Source organism: Nocardia sp. X0981 (assembly GCF_977089955.1).
Genome location: NZ_OZ372435.1, coordinates 5,322,554 through 5,341,088, shown reverse-complemented (window position 1 = coordinate 5,341,088; position 18,535 = coordinate 5,322,554). Strand labels below are relative to the sequence as shown.

2 protein-coding genes are annotated in these 18,535 nt (G+C 68.8%); both read left to right on the top strand.

Going from position 1 to position 18,535, the window contains the following annotated elements; genetic code table 11:
- Nucleotides 1-326 precede the first annotated feature (326 nt).
- A complete protein-coding gene (locus tag ACYR7D_RS23500; protein WP_459546692.1) occupies nt 327-17,579 on the top strand; it encodes an amino acid adenylation domain-containing protein in 17,253 nt (5,750 codons plus the stop codon).
- Nucleotides 17,576-18,289 carry a DUF6875 domain-containing protein gene (locus ACYR7D_RS23495; RefSeq protein ID WP_459546691.1) on the top strand — a complete coding sequence of 238 codons (714 nt, stop codon included), beginning with the start codon at nt 17,576-17,578 and terminating at the stop codon, nt 18,287-18,289. Before ACYR7D_RS23500 ends, ACYR7D_RS23495 begins: the two co-directional genes overlap by 4 nt.
- The last annotated feature ends 246 nt before the right edge of the window (nt 18,290-18,535 follow it).

Here is an 18,535-nt window from a genome sequence, read left to right as displayed (position 1 = left end):
GGGACGTTTCCTGCGGAATCCGGATCACGTACGAGTATCGCCTGTGTGGCTTCGGCCGGGCGAGCGGTGCGTTCCGGTTTCCGCCACAGCGCCGGATTCGGGACCCTATCGATACCTGTTGCCGATGAACCTTGCGATTTCCTTGCGGGGGTCTCGCGGCACATCCAGATCGCCGGCGGACAAAAATTCCGACGGACTATCGCTCTCGTAAAATTAGCAGCAATTTTGTTGTCCGGATCGTGGATTCGGGGTATACGCCGACAATTCGAGCGTCCTAGACTGAAGCCGGTCGGGTATGGAGGAGAATTCGGGTCTGGAGGAGAGCGATGACAAGTCCGCACCCCCGTGTCCATTCCGACCCTGCTTTCGACAGGGATGATGATCCACCCTCTTTTCCGGCGCACCGGCCCGTCCCGCTTTCCGCCGGACAGCGGGACCTGTGGCTGGCGCAGCAGTTGAGTCCCGACGTGCCGATCTGCGAGGCGCAATATATCGAAATACGCGGAGATCTGGACCTCGAGTTGCTGCGCTGGACATCGATTCGGGCGGGTCGCGAATTCCAGTCGGGGTATCTACGCCTGGTCCACAACGACGGCGAGCCGCAGCAGGTGTTCGACCCCGAACTGGATTCGATCGGGCCGATCGTCGATATGCGTCGCGAGCCCGACCCCATGGCGGCGGCCCTGGAATGGATGCGCCACGAGTACACCGCACCGCTGGATATCACCCGGGACCGGTTGGTCGCCGGGGCGGTCGTGCAGGTCGGTGATCGGCATTACCTGTGGTACAACAGGATTCACCACGTGGCATTGGACGGCTACGCCGCGATGACCATCGTGAACCGGATCGCGGCGCTGTACACGGCCACGGTGCGAGCTCGGTCGGGCGAACAGAGTGCGCCGGTGGAACCGAACCGAGCGGCGGACCTGCGCACCCTGTACGAAGCCGACCGTAGTTATCGGGAATCGAAGCGGTTCATCAGCGACCGAGCCTATTGGATGGACAAACTCGCCGGCGTCGAGGAGAGTTCCGGCCTGGCCGCCGGGTACGCACCCGCGCGCGCGGACAGTGTGGCCGCGCTCGGTGAACTGCCGGCAGCGACGGTAGCGCGGATCGAGTATTGCGCGAAAGTGCTGGACGCGAGTCCGTCCGCGGTGGTGATCGCCGCGTTCGGATGCTACCTGGGCCGGATGACCGGGCAAGACGACGTCATGGTCGATATTCCCGTATCGGGCCGTACCACCGCCGTGCTGCGCCGGTCCGGGGGAGTGTTCGTCAATATCGTGCCGTTCCCGATCGGGCTCGGGGCAGAGGATACGGTCGAGACGCTGGTGCGCCGCGTCCAATCCGATCTGATCGGCGCCCTGCGGCATCAGCGGTGCGGTCTCGCCGATATTCGCGCCGCCGCTGGATGCGACGGGCAGCGACGATTCGCCGGGCCGATGGTGAATGCCATGTTCTTCCCGCAGGAGATCCGGCTCGGGCCGATTACCGGGGAATTCCATATACTCAGCTCCGGGCCGGTCGAAGATCTGCTGGTAGACCTCTATCAGACCGGCGATCCGCCGCGGACGATCCTGCACTTCATGGCCAATCCCGGTCTCTACACCGGCCCGGAACTCTCGGCGCACCATGCCCGATTTGCTCGATTCCTCGACGCATTCGCCGGTGCCCGGCGCGATACCGGCCTCGGACTGGTCCACCCCGACAGTGTCCGTTACGGTGCCCGGATCCGCCATCGTCACGAAAGCCTCGGGTTCTGGCGGGAGACGTTGAGGGATGTGCCGGTGGAGTTGTGTCTGCCCTTCGACCGGCCGCGTCCGGCGGTGGCCTCGGGCCGGGGCGGTAGTTACCGGGTGGGGCTGGAACCGGTGCTGGTGGGGCGGCTGGCGGGGATAGCGCATCGCCGCGGCGTGTCGTTGTTCATGGTGGTGCACGCCGCGTTGGCGGTGCTGCTGGCCCGGTTGAGCGGTTCGGGTGATATCGCGGTGGGCACGCCGGTCGCCGGACGCGGCGGGGAAGCGCTCGACGATGTGGTGGGGATGTTCGTCAACACCCTGGTCCTGCGGACCGAGATCGATCCCGGGGAACCGTTCGCGGAACTCCTGCAGCGGGTCCGGGACGTGGACCTGGCCGCCTTCGAACACGCGGATGTGGCATTCGAACAGATAGTGGACGAACTCGCACCGCAACGCTCCCAGTCGGTACCCCCACTGTTCCAGGTGATGCTGGCATACCAGAACATGGCCCGAGCCGACCTGGCACTGGCCGGGGTGGATGTATCGGTGGTCGACCTCCCCGAAGACGTCTCCCGTTTCGACCTGCAGGTGGTGGTCTCCCCGGAAGGAGACAGCGGCGGGCTGGCAGTGTCGGTGACATATGCCACCGACCTCTTCGACGCGGGCACCGTGCAGTCACTGGCACAACGGTGGGTCCGGGTCCTGGAAGCGGTGGCCGAGGACCCGGCGGTGGTGGTGGGATCGATCGATATGCTCGACCCCGCCGAACGCGCGGACCTGGTGTCCCGGCGCGGTGGCCCCGGTGCGGCGCCGGTGGTGTTGGCGGAGTTGCTGGCCGGTGCGGTGGCGCGGGATCCGCAGGCTCCCGCGGTGGTGTTCGCGGGCCGGTGTACGAGCTACCGCGAGCTGGACCAGCGTTCGAACCGGCTGGCCCGATTACTGGTGGACCGGGGAGTGGGACCCGAAGACGTGGTCGCGGTGGCGATACCACGATCGGTGGAATCGGTACTGGCGGTATGGGCGGTGGCCAAATCGGGAGCGGCGTTCCTGCCCGTGGACCCGGGCTACCCCGCCGAACGGATCGACTACATGCTCACCGACTCCCGCGCCGCCCTGGGCATCACCGTCACACCAGCGCGTGAAGCACTACCCGGGGGTATCGAATGGGTGATACCGGGACACTCCGACAACAGCTACCCCACCCACCCCCTCACCGATACCGAACGCACCACCGTGCTGCGGCCCGGACACCCGGCCTACCTGATCTATACCTCGGGTTCCACGGGCGTGCCGAAAGGGGTGACCGTGACGCATACCGGGTTGGCCGCACTCGCCGGCGAACAGCGGGAACGTTATGCCGTAACCGGTGATTCGCGGACACTGCATCTCGCGACACCGAGCTTCGACGCCTCGGTCTGGGAACTGCTGCTCGCGGTGGGTGCCGGTGCCACGATGGTGATCGCGGCGCCCGGCACCTACGGTGGCGCGGAGCTGGCCGAGCTGCTGCGGCGCGAACGGGTGACCCACGCGGTGGGGACCCCGGCGGCGTTGTCATCGGTGGACCCGGCCGGGCTCGACACCTTGCGCGTCGTCGTCGCCGCGGGAGACGTCTGTCCGCCGGAACTGGTGCGGCGCTGGGCATCCGGTGGCCGTGCGTTCTTCGATGCCTACGGTCCCACCGAGGCCACGGTGATGACGAATCACAGTGCGCCCCTGGTGGCGGGGGAGCCGGTGACGATCGGTGCTCCGATTCGTGGTGTGGCGGAATGGGTGCTGGACCAGCGGTTGCAGCCGGTGCCGGTGGGGGTGGCGGGCGAGTTGTACGTGGCGGGCGCGGTCCTGGCCCGTGGTTACCACCACCGGGCGGGGCCGACCGCGCAGCGGTTCGTGGCGTGTCCGTGGATACCGGGGGAGCGGATGTATCGCACCGGGGATGTGGTGCGGTGGACCGCTGACGGGTCGCTCCAGCATCTGGGGCGCTCGGATTTCCAGGTCAAGATCCGTGGGATACGGATCGAACTGGGCGAGATCGATGCGGTACTGGCCGCGCACGACACCGTCGGTTTCGCGGTGACGATCGGTCACCACGGCAGTTCCGGGGCGGTTTCGCTGGTGTCGTATGTGGTTGCCGCGCCGGGGTGTTCGATCGATGTGGCGGTTCTGTCGGAGTATGTGGGGGCTCGGTTGCCTTCCCATATGGTTCCGGCGGCGATCATGGTGTTGGACCGGGTGCCGCTGACCCCGGTGGGCAAGTTGGATCGGCGGGCGTTACCGGAGCCGGTTTTCGCTGGTGCGGCGGTGTTCCGGGAGCCGGAAACCCCGGTGGAGCGCACGATCGCGGAGGTGTTCGCCGAGGTACTGGGTGTCGGATCGGTGGGTGCCGACGATTCGTTCTTCGCGCTCGGCGGCGACAGCCTGGTCGCCACGCGCGTTGCCGCGCGACTCGGTACGGCGCTGGATACCGAGGTTCCGGTGCGGTGGTTGTTCGAGACGCCACGGGTCTCGCAGCTCGCGACCCGCACAGCGCAGCATCCTCGTACGGGACGGTCGAGGCCGCCGCTGGTCGCCGGACCCCGGCCCGATCTGCTGCCGTTGGCACCGGCCCAGCAACGGATGTGGTTCTTCAACCAATACGACACCACTTCCGGGGCCTACAACATGCCGATCACCCTCCGGCTGCGTGGGGAACTGGACTTCGGCGCCCTGCGTTCGGCCATGGCCGATGTCCTACGCCGGCACGAATCCTTGCGGACCCGGTACCCGGACCGGGACGGAACGCTGATCCAGGTGATCGAACCCGTCGGCGATACGGACCACGAACTGAATCCGGTGCCCGTCCGGTCGGACCGGTTGATCCCCACCGTGATGCGCGTCGTTCGCGAGGGCTTCGACGTGAGTGCGCAGGCGCCGGTGCGGGCTCGGTTGTTCCGCGTGGTCGACAGCGCGGAGACCGAATACGTCCTGTCCGTGGTGGTACACCATATCGCCGCGGACGGTTTCTCGATGGTCCCGCTGGCCCGCGATGTGGCCACGGCGTACACCTGCCGGGCACGTGGGGAAGCCCCCGTATGGACCCCGCTGCCGGTCCAGTACGCGGACTATGCCCTGTGGCAACGCGCTGTTCTCGGCTCGCCTGAGGATCCGGAATCGCTGTGTGCCGAACAGATCCGGTTCTGGCGGGAGACGTTGAGGGATGTGCCGGTGGAGTTGTGTCTGCCTTTCGACCGGCCGCGTCCGGCGGTGGCCTCGGGCCGGGGTGGTAGTTACCGGGTGGGGCTGGAACCGGTGCTGGTGGGGCGGCTGGCGGGGATAGCGCATCGCCGCGGCGTGTCGTTGTTCATGGTGGTGCACGCCGCGTTGGCGGTGCTGCTGGCCCGGTTGAGCGGTTCGGGTGATATCGCGGTGGGCACGCCGGTCGCCGGACGCGGCGGGGAAGCGCTCGACGATGTGGTGGGGATGTTCGTCAACACCCTGGTCCTGCGGACCGAGATCGATCCCGGGGAACCGTTCGCGGAACTCCTGCAGCGGGTCCGGGACGTGGACCTGGCCGCCTTCGAACACGCGGATGTGGCATTCGAACAGATAGTGGACGAACTCGCACCGCAACGCTCCCAGTCGGTACCCCCACTGTTCCAGGTGATGCTGGCATACCAGAACATGGCCCGAGCCGACCTGGCACTGGCCGGGGTGGATGTATCGGTGGTCGACCTCCCCGAAGACGTCTCCCGTTTCGACCTGCAGGTGGTGGTCTCCCCGGAAGGAGACAGCGGCGGGCTGGCAGTGTCGGTGACATATGCCACCGACCTCTTCGACGCGGGCACCGTGCAGTCACTGGCACAACGGTGGGTCCGGGTCCTGGAAGCGGTGGCCGAGGACCCGGCGGTGGTGGTGGGATCGATCGATATGCTCGACCCCGCCGAACGCGCGGACCTGGTGTCCCGGCGCGGTGGCCCCGGTGCGGCGCCGGTGGTGTTGGCGGAGTTGCTGGCCGGTGCGGTGGCGCGGGATCCGCAGGCTCCCGCGGTGGTGTTCGCGGGCCGGTGTACGAGCTACCGCGAGCTGGACCAGCGTTCGAACCGGCTGGCCCGATTACTGGTGGACCGGGGAGTGGGACCCGAAGACGTGGTCGCGGTGGCGATACCACGATCGGTGGAATCGGTACTGGCGGTATGGGCGGTGGCCAAATCGGGAGCGGCGTTCCTGCCCGTGGACCCGGGCTACCCCGCCGAACGGATCGACTACATGCTCACCGACTCCCGCGCCGCCCTGGGCATCACCGTCACACCAGCGCGTGAAGCACTACCCGGGGGTATCGAATGGGTGATACCGGGACACTCCGACAACAGCTACCCCACCCACCCCCTCACCGACGAGGACCGGGTGCGTCCCCTCCGTGTCGACGATATCGCCTACGTCATCTACACCTCCGGGTCGACCGGACTGCCCAAAGCCGTCGCGGTCACCCATCGCGGCCTGCGCAACTGCGCGGACGAGCACCGCGACGTCATGCGTATCGAGTCCGGCTCCCGTATCGCCTATCTCTCGTCGCCGGGCTTCGATGTCTCGGTCGAGGAATTGCTGTCGGCACTGTGCGCGGGCGCGGCCCTGGTCATCGCGCCCCCCGATGTCTACGGTGGTGACGAACTCGGCGAACTGCTCGGCAGCGAGCATATCGGCCACGTCTTCATCACCCCCTCCCCGCTGACCACCATCGATCACACCCGCTGGCCGCTTCCCGACCTGCGCAACCTGGTGATCGGGGGGGAGGTCTACGGTACCGACCTGGTCGAACGCTGGAGCAACGGCTGCACCGTGTTCAACGGATACGGCCCGTCCGAGGCCACGGTGATGACGAATCACAGTGCGCCTCTGGTGGCGGGGGAGCCGGTGACGATCGGTGCTCCGATTCGTGGTGTGGCGGAATGGGTGCTGGACCAGCGGTTGCAGCCGGTGCCGGTGGGGGTGGCGGGCGAGTTGTACGTGGCGGGCGCGGTCCTGGCCCGTGGTTACCACCACCGGGCGGGGCCGACCGCGCAGCGGTTCGTGGCGTGTCCGTGGATACCGGGGGAGCGGATGTATCGCACCGGGGATGTGGTGCGGTGGACCGCTGACGGGTCGCTCCAGCATCTGGGGCGCTCGGATTTCCAGGTCAAGATCCGTGGGATACGGATCGAACTGGGCGAGATCGATGCGGTACTGGCCGCGCACGACACCGTCGGTTTCGCGGTGACGATCGGTCACCACGGCAGTTCCGGGGCGGTTTCGCTGGTGTCGTATGTGGTTGCCGCGCCGGGGTGTTCGATCGATGTGGCGGTTCTGTCGGAGTATGTGGGGGCTCGGTTGCCTTCCCATATGGTTCCGGCGGCGATCATGGTGTTGGACCGGGTGCCGCTGACCCCGGTGGGCAAGTTGGATCGGCGGGCGTTACCGGAGCCGGTTTTCGCTGGTGCGGCGGTGTTCCGGGAGCCGGAAACCCCGGTGGAGCGCACGATCGCGGAGGTGTTCGCCGAGGTACTGGGTGTCGGATCGGTGGGTGCCGACGATTCGTTCTTCGCACTCGGCGGCGACAGCATCATGGCGATCCAGTTGGTGAACCGGGCCAAATCGCTGGGCGTGCTGTTCTCCGCGCGGGAGGTGTTCGACCGTAAGACGGTTGCCGGGCTGGCCCGGGTCGCCGTCCGCGCCGAGGACTCCACAGCGACTCCACTACCGGAGGAGCTGCCCGGTGGAGGCGTCGGGCCGATACCGCTGACGCCGATCATGCGCTGGCTCATCGACCGTGCGGTATCGCGATTCGACCGTTTCTCCCAGGCCGTGCTGCTGAGCCTGCCGGCGGGGATCGCCCGGCAACGGCTGGCGGATACGGTGCAGGCGGTACTGGATCGGCACGATATGCTGCGCGCCCGGCTGCGCCCGGCCGGTGACGGAAGCTGGATATGGGAGGCGCTGCCGGTCGGGACGGTCCGATCCGGCGACATCATCCACCGGGTGGTCACAGCGGAGGAGCCGGGAAGTACCGCGTTCCGCGCGTCGGTGGCCGCGGAGCTGGATGCCGCCACGAACCGGCTCGATCCGGAGGCCGGGGTGGTGGTGCAACTGGTGTGGTTCGATCCGGTGGACGAGGCGGCAGCGGGCCGGATTCTGGTGCTGGTGCATCATTCGGCGATCGACGCCGTTTCCTGGCGAGTGCTGGTGCCCGACCTCGCGATCGCGTGGGCGCGGCTCGAGGCCGGCCGTGCTCCTGATCTCGCCCCGGTCGGCACCTCGATGCGCAGATGGGCACACGGGCTGGTCGAGGAGGCCCACCGCCCGGAGCGGATCGCCGAGCTCGGGATGTGGCAGGCGATGGCTGTCGAGGACGAGCCGGTGATCGGTTCGCGGCCCTTCGACCCCGCCATCGACGTGACCGCCACTGTGCGCACGGTCGAGGTCGACGTGCCCCCCGAGGTGACCGAGGCAGTGTTGTCCGATGTCCCCGCGGCCTTCCACGGCACCGTGGTCGACGGGTTGCTGACCACGCTGGTTCTGGCGGTGACGAAATGGCGGCGCGAACATACGACGGAGCCGCCCCGCGGTTCCCGCCCGGTCGTGGCGATCGGTATCGAAGGGCACGGTCGCGAAGAGGGCGCCGTACCGGGTGCGGATACGACCCGGACGGTCGGCTGGTTCAGCACCGTTTTCCCGATGGTCCTGCGTCTTCCGGATATCGACCCGGAGGACGCGTATGCGGGCGGGCCGGCACTGGGGGCAGCCGTCAAGTCCGTCAAGGAACAGTTGCTCGCCGTCCCGGACCACGGGATCGGCTACGGCCTTCTGCGGTATCTCAACGAGGACACCGAACCGGTATTGCGGGACCTGCCGGCACCGCAGATCGCGTTCAACTACCTCGGCCGCGTCACCCCGGGGATTCCGGAGGACGTGCAGGTGGCCGGATGGATGCCGGTGGACGACGGGGGCGACCTCTCGGGCGCCGAGCTCGCCCGGGCGCAGAACCCGGATATGCCGGTGCCGGCGGTGCTCGATATCAATGCCCGCGTCGTCGCCGACGGGGGCCGGCCGCGGTTACGGGCGATCTGGTCGTATCCCGCCGGATTGCTCACCGCCGCCGCGGTGCGTGCGGCGGCGGAGGCGTGGTGTGCGGTTCTGACCGCGCTGGCGGACCATACCCATCGGCGCGGGGCCGGCGAGCGGACGCCGTCGGACCTGGATCTGGTCCGGCTCGGGCAATCCGAGATCGAGCGGCTCGAGGACAGGTATCCGGCGTTGAGCGATATCTGGCCGTTGACCCCGTTGCAGGAGGGATTGCTGTTCCACGCGCTGGTCTCCGCGGAATCGATGGACGCCTATATGGTGCAACTGGTCCTCGAACTCCGCGGGCGGATCGATCCGGCGCGTCTGCGCCGAGCGGGGCAGCTGCTGCTCGACCGGCATGCGAATCTGCGCACCGCGTTCGTCACCGAGACCGGATCGGTGCAGGTGGTCGAGGAAGGTGTCGAGGCGCCCTGGTCGGAACTCGATCTGTCGGGGCTCGACGGCGAAGCGCTGGACCGCGAATGGGAGCTGCTGATGGCCGCGGACCGGGCCACCCGGTTCGACCCGGCCCGTGCCCCGCTGTTGCGCTGGATGCTGGTCACCACGGGACCACAACGCTATCGGCTCGTGCTGACCAACCACCACCTGTTGCTCGACGGCTGGTCGACGCCGCTGCTCCTGAAGGAGTTGCTGGTGCTCTACGCCACCGACGGCGATATCGCGACGCTACCCCCGGTTCGCCCCTATCGGGATTTCCTGGCGTGGCTCGCCGAGCAGGACCGGGCCGCCGCGCTCGACGCCTGGGCCCGCGTCTTCGACGGTGCCGACGAACCGACGCTGCTGGCCCCCGCCGATCCCGGCCGCCGCTACACCCGCTCCCGTGAGGTGTTCGGTGAGCTGACCGAGGAACAGACCGCGACCCTGACGGATTTCGCGCAGGCGCGGGGAGTCACCCTCAACACCGTGCTCCAGACGGCCTGGGCCATCGTCCTGGGCGCGGCGACCTCCCGCGACGATGTGACATTCGGGTCCACGGTGTCCGGACGCCCGCCACAGATGGCGGGTATCGAATCCATGATCGGGCTGTTCGTCAACACACTGCCGGTGCGTGTCCGGCTCGATCCCACCGAAAGCCTGGGACAGCTGCTCGAGCGCGTCCAAACGGAGCAGGCCACCCTGCTCGACCACCATTTCGTGGGGCTGACCGATATCGAGCACGCCGCCGGTCCGGGGGCGGTGTTCGACACGATGACGGTGTTCGAGACCTATCCGGTCGATCGGGGCCGGGTGACCGCGGATACCGATATCGCCGGCCTACGGGTGGCCGGTGTCACCGGTATCGACGCCGCGCACTATCCACTGGGGGTGGTCGCGTATGCCGATACCCGGTTGCGCCTGCGGATCAAGTATCTGCCCGATCTCTTCGAGCACGCCGCGATGGAGGCGACACTGCAGCGGATCCTGCGCGTGATCGGCGGCATCACCGCCGATCCGGACCTGCCGCTGGCCCGGCTGGATCTGCTCTCCCCGGCGGAACGACAGGAACTGACGCATATAGCGGGTCCTCCGGCGATGCCGGTCCGGATGCTGGCGGATCTATTGGCGGCGGGCCGGGATCCGGGGGCGGTCGCGGTGGTGTGCGGGGACCGCCGGTGGACCTACGGCGAGCTCGACGCGGAGTCGAATCGCCTGGCCCGGTTGTTGATCGACCGGGGCGCAGGGCCGGAGACGACTGTCGCGGTGGGACTGCCGCGGTCGGTCGAGTCGGTACTGGCGGTGTGGGCGGTGACCAAGTCGGGGGCAGCGTTCATGTCGGTGGACCCGAAGTACCCGGCCGACCGGATAGAGCACATGCTCACCGATTCCGGTGTGACGACAGGAATCACCGTGGCGCGATGGCGGGATCGGCTGCCGGGCCCGGTGCGGTGGTTGGTGCTCGACGCGCCGGCGGTCGAGGCGGAAATCGCCGGATCGCCGGCGTATCCGGTGACCGACGCGGAGCGAACCCTGCCGATGCGGGTCGATCACGCGGCCTACGTGATCTACACGTCCGGTTCGACAGGTGTGCCGAAAGGGGTGGTGGTGTCGCATCGCGGCCTGGCGAACCTGGTGGACGAGCAATGTTCGCGGCTCGGCCTCGGAGCGGGCGCGCGGATGCTGCACATCGCCTCCCCGAGTTTCGATGCGGCGTTGCTGGAGCAGTTGTGCGCGTTCGCCTCGGGGGCCCGGCTGGTGATCGCGCCACCGGATGTCTACGGCGGGGACGAGCTGGCGCAGCTGCTGGTGCGGGAGAAGGTGACCCATGCCGCGTTGACCCCCACGGCGCTGGGGACGGTCGACCCGGTGGGGCTGGAGAACCTCGGAACCGTCACGGTGGGCGGCGAGGTACCTTCGCCCGAGCTGGTGTCGCAGTGGGCACCGGGCCGGAGGATGTTCGATACCTATGGTCCGGCGGAGGTCACCATCGAGACCCACGCCAGTGCGCCGCTGGTGGCCGGTGAACCGGTGACGCTCGACCGGCCGATCCGCGGTGTCGGGGAGATCGTGCTCGACCCGTGGCTGCGACCGGTACCGGAGGGGTTCGTGGGGGAACTGTATCTGAGGGGGCCGGGGCTGGCTCGCGGATACCGCGACCGGAAAGGCCTGACGGCGGCACGGTTCGTCGCCGACCCGTTCGCCGGACCGGGGCAGCGCATGTATCGGACGGGGGATATGGTCCGCTGGTCGCGGCGACCCCGCGGCGATCTGACACTGAGTTATATGGGGCGGGCGGATTTCCAGGTCAAGGTCCGTGGTTTCCGCGTCGAACTCGGCGAAGTCGAATCCGCGTTGCGGACCTGTGCGGGGGTGGCCGACGCGGTGGCGGTCGTGCACCGGCACCCCACGACCGGTGATCGGTTGATCGGGTACGTGGTGCCCGAACCCGGCGCGGAGATCGACCCGGCCGCGGTCCTCGCCGGCGCCGGGGACCGGCTCGCCCCGCATATGGTGCCCGCGACGGTGGTGGTACTCGAGGCGCTGCCGGTGACGGCGAGCGGCAAGCTCGATCGTGCCGCCCTGCCCGAACCGGAGTTCGCGCCGCGCCGAACGGAATTCCGGGCGCCTGTCACCGAGGCGGAGAAGACGCTGGCGGGCCTGTTCGCGGAAGTGCTGGGGCTCGAGGAGGTGGGGGCCGACGATTCGTTCTTCGCGCTCGGCGGGGACAGCATCATGTCGATCCAACTGGTGAGCCGGGCCAGGGCGGCGGGGCTGGTGTTCTCCGCGAGCGCCGTCTTCGACCACAAAACGGTCGCCGGGCTGGCTCGGATCGCGGTGCCCGCGGACAGTTCCGCGGTGACCACTCTGCCAGCGGAACTGCCCGGTGGGGGTGTGGGACCGGTCCCACTCACACCGATCATGTGCTGGATGTTCGAGCGCGGGAGTTTCGATCGCTTCTGCCAATGGGTGATGCTGACGCTGCCACCCGGTATCGATATCGCCGGTATCAGCGCAACCGTCCAAGCGGTGATCGATCACCACGATATGCTGCGTGCCCGGCTCCATCCGGACCCCGCCCACCCGTCGGGCTGGGCATTGCGCGTGCAACCGGCCGCGGTATCCGCCGCGGGATTGATCCGGCGTGTGCCGGTGGCCGCGGCGACCGACAGCGGCGCCTTCGCCGCACTCGTCACGGCGGAGGCCGACAGGGCGGCCGAGCACCTCGACCCCGCCGCGGGTGTCGTGCTGCAACTGGTCTGGTTCGACCGGGCAGACGAACCGGGCCGGCTGCTCGTGGCCGCGCACCACCTGGTGGTGGACGGTGTGTCGTGGCAGATCCTCGTCTCCGATCTCGCCGCGGCATGGGCGCAGGTGAATACCGGCCGGCGGCCCCGGCTCGAGCCGGTCGGCACCTCGATGCGACGCTGGTCGGACGCGCTGAGCACCGCGGCCGAGAGTATCGATGAACTCGACTGGTGGCGGTCCACGCTCGCCGCGGACGATCCGCCGATCGCCGCCCGTCCGATCGACCGGTCCGTGGACGTGCAGGCCACCGCCGCCACCGCTCGGGTGGCGTTGTCCCCGGAGGTGACCCGCGATGTCCTCACCACCCTGCCCCGGGCCTTCCACAGCAATGTGGACGACGCCCTCGTGGCGGGGCTCGCGCTGGCGCTGACGCGCTGGCGGCACCGTCGCGGGGAAACCGGCACCGAGGCGCTGCTCACCCTCGAAAGCCACGGTCGCCACGACACCGTGCTGCCCGGGGCCGATCTCACCCGCACCGTCGGATGGTTCACCACCACCTACCCGGCGCGCCTGGATCTGTCCGGAATCGATATCGACGAGGCGTTCGCCGGCGGGCCCGCTGCCGGGACCGTGGTCAAATCGGTCAAGGAACAACTCCGCCGGATACCCGGACACGGAATCGGCTACGGACTGCTGCGCTATCTCGGCACCGATACCGCCCGTGTCCTGGGCGCGCTGCCCACCCCGCAGGTGAGCTTCAACTATCTCGGCCGTTTCGACACCCTTCCCGACTCGTTGCGCGATACCGGGTGGATGCCGGCCGGTGACGCGTTCGCCGCCGGTGGTGTGCAGAATCCCGACGCGCCCGTAGCGGCTGTGCTGGGCGTCAACGCGGTCACCACGGATACGCCCGACGGGCCGGTGCTCACCGCCGCCTGGGACTATCCGACCGGTTTGCTCACCGCGGCCGAGGTCACCGAGTTCATGCGACTGTGGCGCGCGGCGATGATCGCGCTGGCCCACCACGCGACCCGGCCCGGCGCCGGCGGGCTGACCCCCTCCGATCTCGATCTCGTCGAGCTGGATCAGGCCGAGATCGACCGGCTCCAGGCCCGGTATCCGGGGCTGGAGGACATCTGGCCGCTCACCCCGCTGCAGACGGGGCTGCTGTTCCACGCCCAGCTCGCCGGCGGTGACTCCGATGTGTACGTGGTACAGCTCTGTCTGGAACTCGGTGGGCGCGTCGACGCGAACCGGCTGCGGCGCGCCGTGCGGGCCCTGGCCGGGCGGCACCCGAACCTGCGGGCCGCGTTCGTGCGCGACGGTGCCGGGAACCCGGTCCAGGTGGTGCACCGGCACGTCGATGTCCCGTTCACCCGGACGGGCTCGATCGACCCCGACGCGGCGGCCGCCGACCTCGAACGGCTCGCGGAGTCCGACCGCCACGCCGGTTTCGATGTGACCGCGGCGCCGCTGCTGCGCCTGACGCTCATCGATACCGGCCCCCAGCGGTACCGGCTTCTGGTGAGCATGCATCACATCCTGATAGACGGATGGTCCACGCCTGTGCTGATCCGCGAACTGCTGACGCTCTACGCCGGCGACGGTGACCCCGCGGTACTGCCCCCCGTACGCCCCTACCGCGACTATCTCGCATGGTTGAGAACGCAGGACCGGGCCGCGGCGGACACCGCGTGGGCGCGAGCACTCGAGGGGACGACCGAGCCGACTCTGCTGACCGCCGCGGACCGCGGCCGCCGGTACACCGTGTCCTCGTGCGAGGCCCCTCTGGAGTTGAACGAGGACCGCACCGCGGCGCTGGTCACGAGGGCACACCAGCAGGAGATCACGCTCAACACCCTCGTCCAGGTCGCGTGGGCGATCGTGCTCGCCACCGAAACCGGCCGTGAGGACGTGGTCTTCGGTACCACCGTCTCCGGACGCCCCCCACAGATCGCCGGTATCGAATCGATGATCGGGCTGTTCGTCAACACGGTGCCCGTCCGAGTCCGGCTCGATCCTCGCGAAACCCTCGCCCAGCTGCTCCACCGCGTCCGAGCCGAGCAAACCGTGTTGCTCGACCACCATCACCTCGGGCTGGCCCGGATCCAGGAGGTGGCCGGTCCCGGCGCGCTGTTCGACACCGTGACCGTTTTCGAGTCCTATCCGATCGACCGGAGCGGACTGTCCGAGGCCACCGATATCGCCGGAATGCGCGTGCTCGACGTGCACGGACGCGATGCCGCCCACTATCCGCTCGGCCTGATCGTCCACCAGGACACCCGGCTGCATCTGGTCTTCGAATACCTGCCCGAGCTGTTCACCCGGCAGCGGATCGACGCCCTCGGTGATCGGGTGCTGCGTGTACTCGACACCCTCGCCGACCACATCGATCTCCCCCTCGCCCGGCTCCGGCTGCTGTCGCCTGCCGAAGAAGCCGCGCTGGTACCTGTGCGCGGCCGGCCCGACGCGGGGATATCGGTGCTGCCGTGGGTATCGCCGGCCGCGGCGACCCCGGATACCGAAGCGGTGGTCTGCGACGGTGTGCGCCGGACCTACCGGGAACTCGAGGAGACCTCGAACCAGTGGGCGCGGGTACTCATCGATGCCGGAGCCGGGCCGGAATCCTCGGTGGTCGTGGCCGTACCGCGTTCGGTCGAGGATGTCACCGCGGTGTGGGCGGTCCTGAAAACCGGCGCCGCGTTCGTTCCGGTCGATCCCGCTCATCCGCGCGACCGGATCGCCCGCATCCTCACCGACTCCGGCGCCGCTGTCGGGTTGACCCTGGGCAGTTGCCGGGACCGCCTACCGGGCACCATCGGGTGGTTCGTCCTCGACGACCCCTCCTTCGTCGCGACAGCCGCGGCGGTCTCCCCCGCCGCGATCACCGATATCGAGCGCACCGCCGCGTTGCGGCCGGAGCACCCGGCGTACCTGGTCTACACCTCGGGATCCACCGGAACGCCCAAAGGGGTGGTCGTCACCCATACCGGGATGGCGAACCTGGCCGCCGACACCGGGGAGCTGCTCGAGCTCACTCCGGCCTCTCGGGTATTGGCCGCCGCCTCCCCGAGCTTCGATGTCTCGATCATCGAATGGCTCGGTGCCGCCGCCGCGGGAGCCACGCTGGTGCTCGCCCCGGCTCCGGTGGTCGCGGGGGCCGAACTGACCGAGGTGATCGACGCCGGACAGGTCACCCATGCGGCACTCACACCCGCCGTGCTCGCCTCCCTGGATCCCGACCGGCTCGGCGCGTTCCGCACCCTGATGGTCGGCGGCGAGGTATGCCCCGCGGACCTGCTGAAACGGTGGGCACCGGGGCGCCGGGTGATCAACGCGTACGGGGCCACCGAAACCACGGCCATGAGCTGCGCCGCCGCCCCGCGGGCTCCGGACGCGGAGGGCCCGATGCCGCTCGGCGGTCCGCTCCGCGGATTCACCGCTGTCGTCCTCGACCGCAGCCTGCGCCCCGTCCCGCCGGGTGTGGCCGGCGAACTGTACGTGTCCGGGCCGGGCCTGGCCCGTGGCTATCACCGGCAGCCCGCCCTCACCGCGGCCCGGTTCGTTCCCGACCCGTACGGGCCGGCCGGGACCCGGATGTACCGGACCGGTGATCTGGTCGTGTGGGCCGGCGAGCGGACGCTGTTCTACCGAGGCCGCAGTGACCTGCAGATCGAGATCGGGGGCAATCGCATCGAACCCGGGGATATCGAAACCGCGCTTCGTGGCCATTCCGATATCGCCCATGCCGCGGTCACGGTCCGCCCCCGGCCCGACGGCACCGATCAACTCGTCGGCTATGTCGTGCCCACTCCGGGCGCCACGCCCGATATCCCCGCGCTGACCGCTCATCTCGCGACCCGGCTACCCACCCATATGATCCCGACCGCCATCGTCACCCTCGAACGGTTCCCGCTCACCGCCACCGGCAAGCTCGACTACCGGGCACTGCCCATGCCCGGACGGCCACATATCCCGTTCCGGTCGCCGTCCACCCCCCTCGAGGCCACCGTCTGCGAGGCCTTCAGCCGGACCCTCGAGATCGAACGCACCGGGGTCGACGACGAGTTCTTCACCCTCGGCGGCAACTCGCTGGCCGCCGCCCGCCTGGTGGCGCTGCTGGGGGAATCGACCGGGACCGAGGTACCGATCCACTGGATCTTCACCGATCCGACCCCCCGAGCACTGGCCCACCGCATCGATATCCGCCGTCGTCGCCCCGACGAGCAGGGCTGTGACGAAACCGGCCCCGGCGATGTGCTCGCGGTCGTACTTCCGCTGCGTGCTACCGGTGAGTCCCCTCCGCTGTTCTGCGTCCACCCGGCCGTCGGGCTGGCCTGGGGTTTCAGCGGTCTCGTGCAGCATCTCGGGCCCGACCGCCCCGTGCACGGATTGCAGTCTCCGGCGCTGAGCGACCCTGCCGTCCGGTTCGATACGTTGGATCAGCTCGCCGCCCGCTACGTACAGGAGATCCGGACGGTGCAGCCGCGGGGCCCGTACCACCTGCTCGGCTATTCGCTCGGCGGCACCATCGCCCATGCGATCGCCGTCCGGCTCCGCCGGGACGGCGACGCCGTCGCGACCCTGGCCATGATGGATACCCGGGTCGTCACCGCCGAGAGCGTCCGCGCTCCCACCCCCACCATCGGGGAGATGCTGGCCGAATTCGGCGGCCTCCCCCTGCCACAGGCCGCCGAGGAACTCACCATCGCGGCGGCGGCCGAACTGCTCCACCGGCTCGGCGGGCTCGGCACCGTTCTGACTCCGGAACATCTCGTGCTCCTGCGCCGGGACTACACCCGGCTCGTCGACCTCACCTGGAACCACCGGCCGGCGTCTTTCGACGGGGACCTGATCTACTTCAGCGCTGCCTCGGGCGATCCGGACGGTGGTCCCTCGCCCGCTCTCGCCTGGGCCGAGCACATCACCGGCCGTATCACCGAACACCGCATCCCGGCCCGGCACGAACGGATGACCGATCCCGACGCGCTCCGCGCCATCGGACTCGTCCTCACCGAGCACTTCCACACTGCCCGGACTCCCTCAGCGGAGGCCCCTACTCCAGTAAGAAAGGGCCCCTCATGACCACCGACCGAGCCGTTGGGCCACGCTCCGGTATCGAGCCGGCCAACCTGTTCGACCTCGAATCGGCCGATGCCGGCACCGAGCACCCCCGCGCCGGCGAACTACGCCGGTGGGCTCGCGAATATTTGTGCCGACCCCACCCGGACCTCGGCCGGCCCGGTCCGGTCTGCCCTTATATGAGCCACGCCATCACCTGTCGCTTCCTGTGGGCCGTGTTCTTCGACGGTCGCCACATCGACGTGGAGCGCATCACCGCAATCGTCGACGAACTCTACGAGCTGTTTCCCACCCTGCCACCCCGGGAGGGGCCCGATGCCAAACTCAAAGCAGTCCTCGCGGTCTTTCCCGACCTCACCGACTACGCCGGTATCGAGGCCGTCCAGCGCGACCAGAAAACCCGGTTCGTGAACAAGGGCCTGATGCTCGGTCAGTTCTATCCGGGCTGCACCGTCGCCGGCCTGCACAACCCGGATTTCCCGGCACTCGACGCGCCCCTGCCGCTGCTCGCCGTACGGCATATGGTGGCCACCGACCTGATGTTCCTCGTGACTCGTCACGAATGGATCGATACCTATCTCGAGATCTTTGCCCCCGCCATCCCCGGTTTCATCGCCCGCACCCTGTCCGACAGGTTGTTGCAAACCCCCGAGGTCCCGGAAGGAGCCCGGTCCCGCCCCAAGCCGGTGGGGGCGCCTCCCGGGCGTCGCTGACCTGCTCGGGCGAGGGCCGGTGCCGAGGCAGTGCGGCGGATACCGGGTACCGAGCCCGTTTGTGCGCACAGCACCATGGCGCAACGGTTTTTCATTACGTGCGCCCATGGGCGAGGCGGCGGTCGCACCCTACTATGAATTCCTTGGTGGCGCCGGTGATCGCGATCACCGGGAAGCGTTTTCCGGAATTCGTTCGTTTCGCAGGAATCTCGACGAAAGTTGTGCCTCAGCGATGCTCGTTCGTCT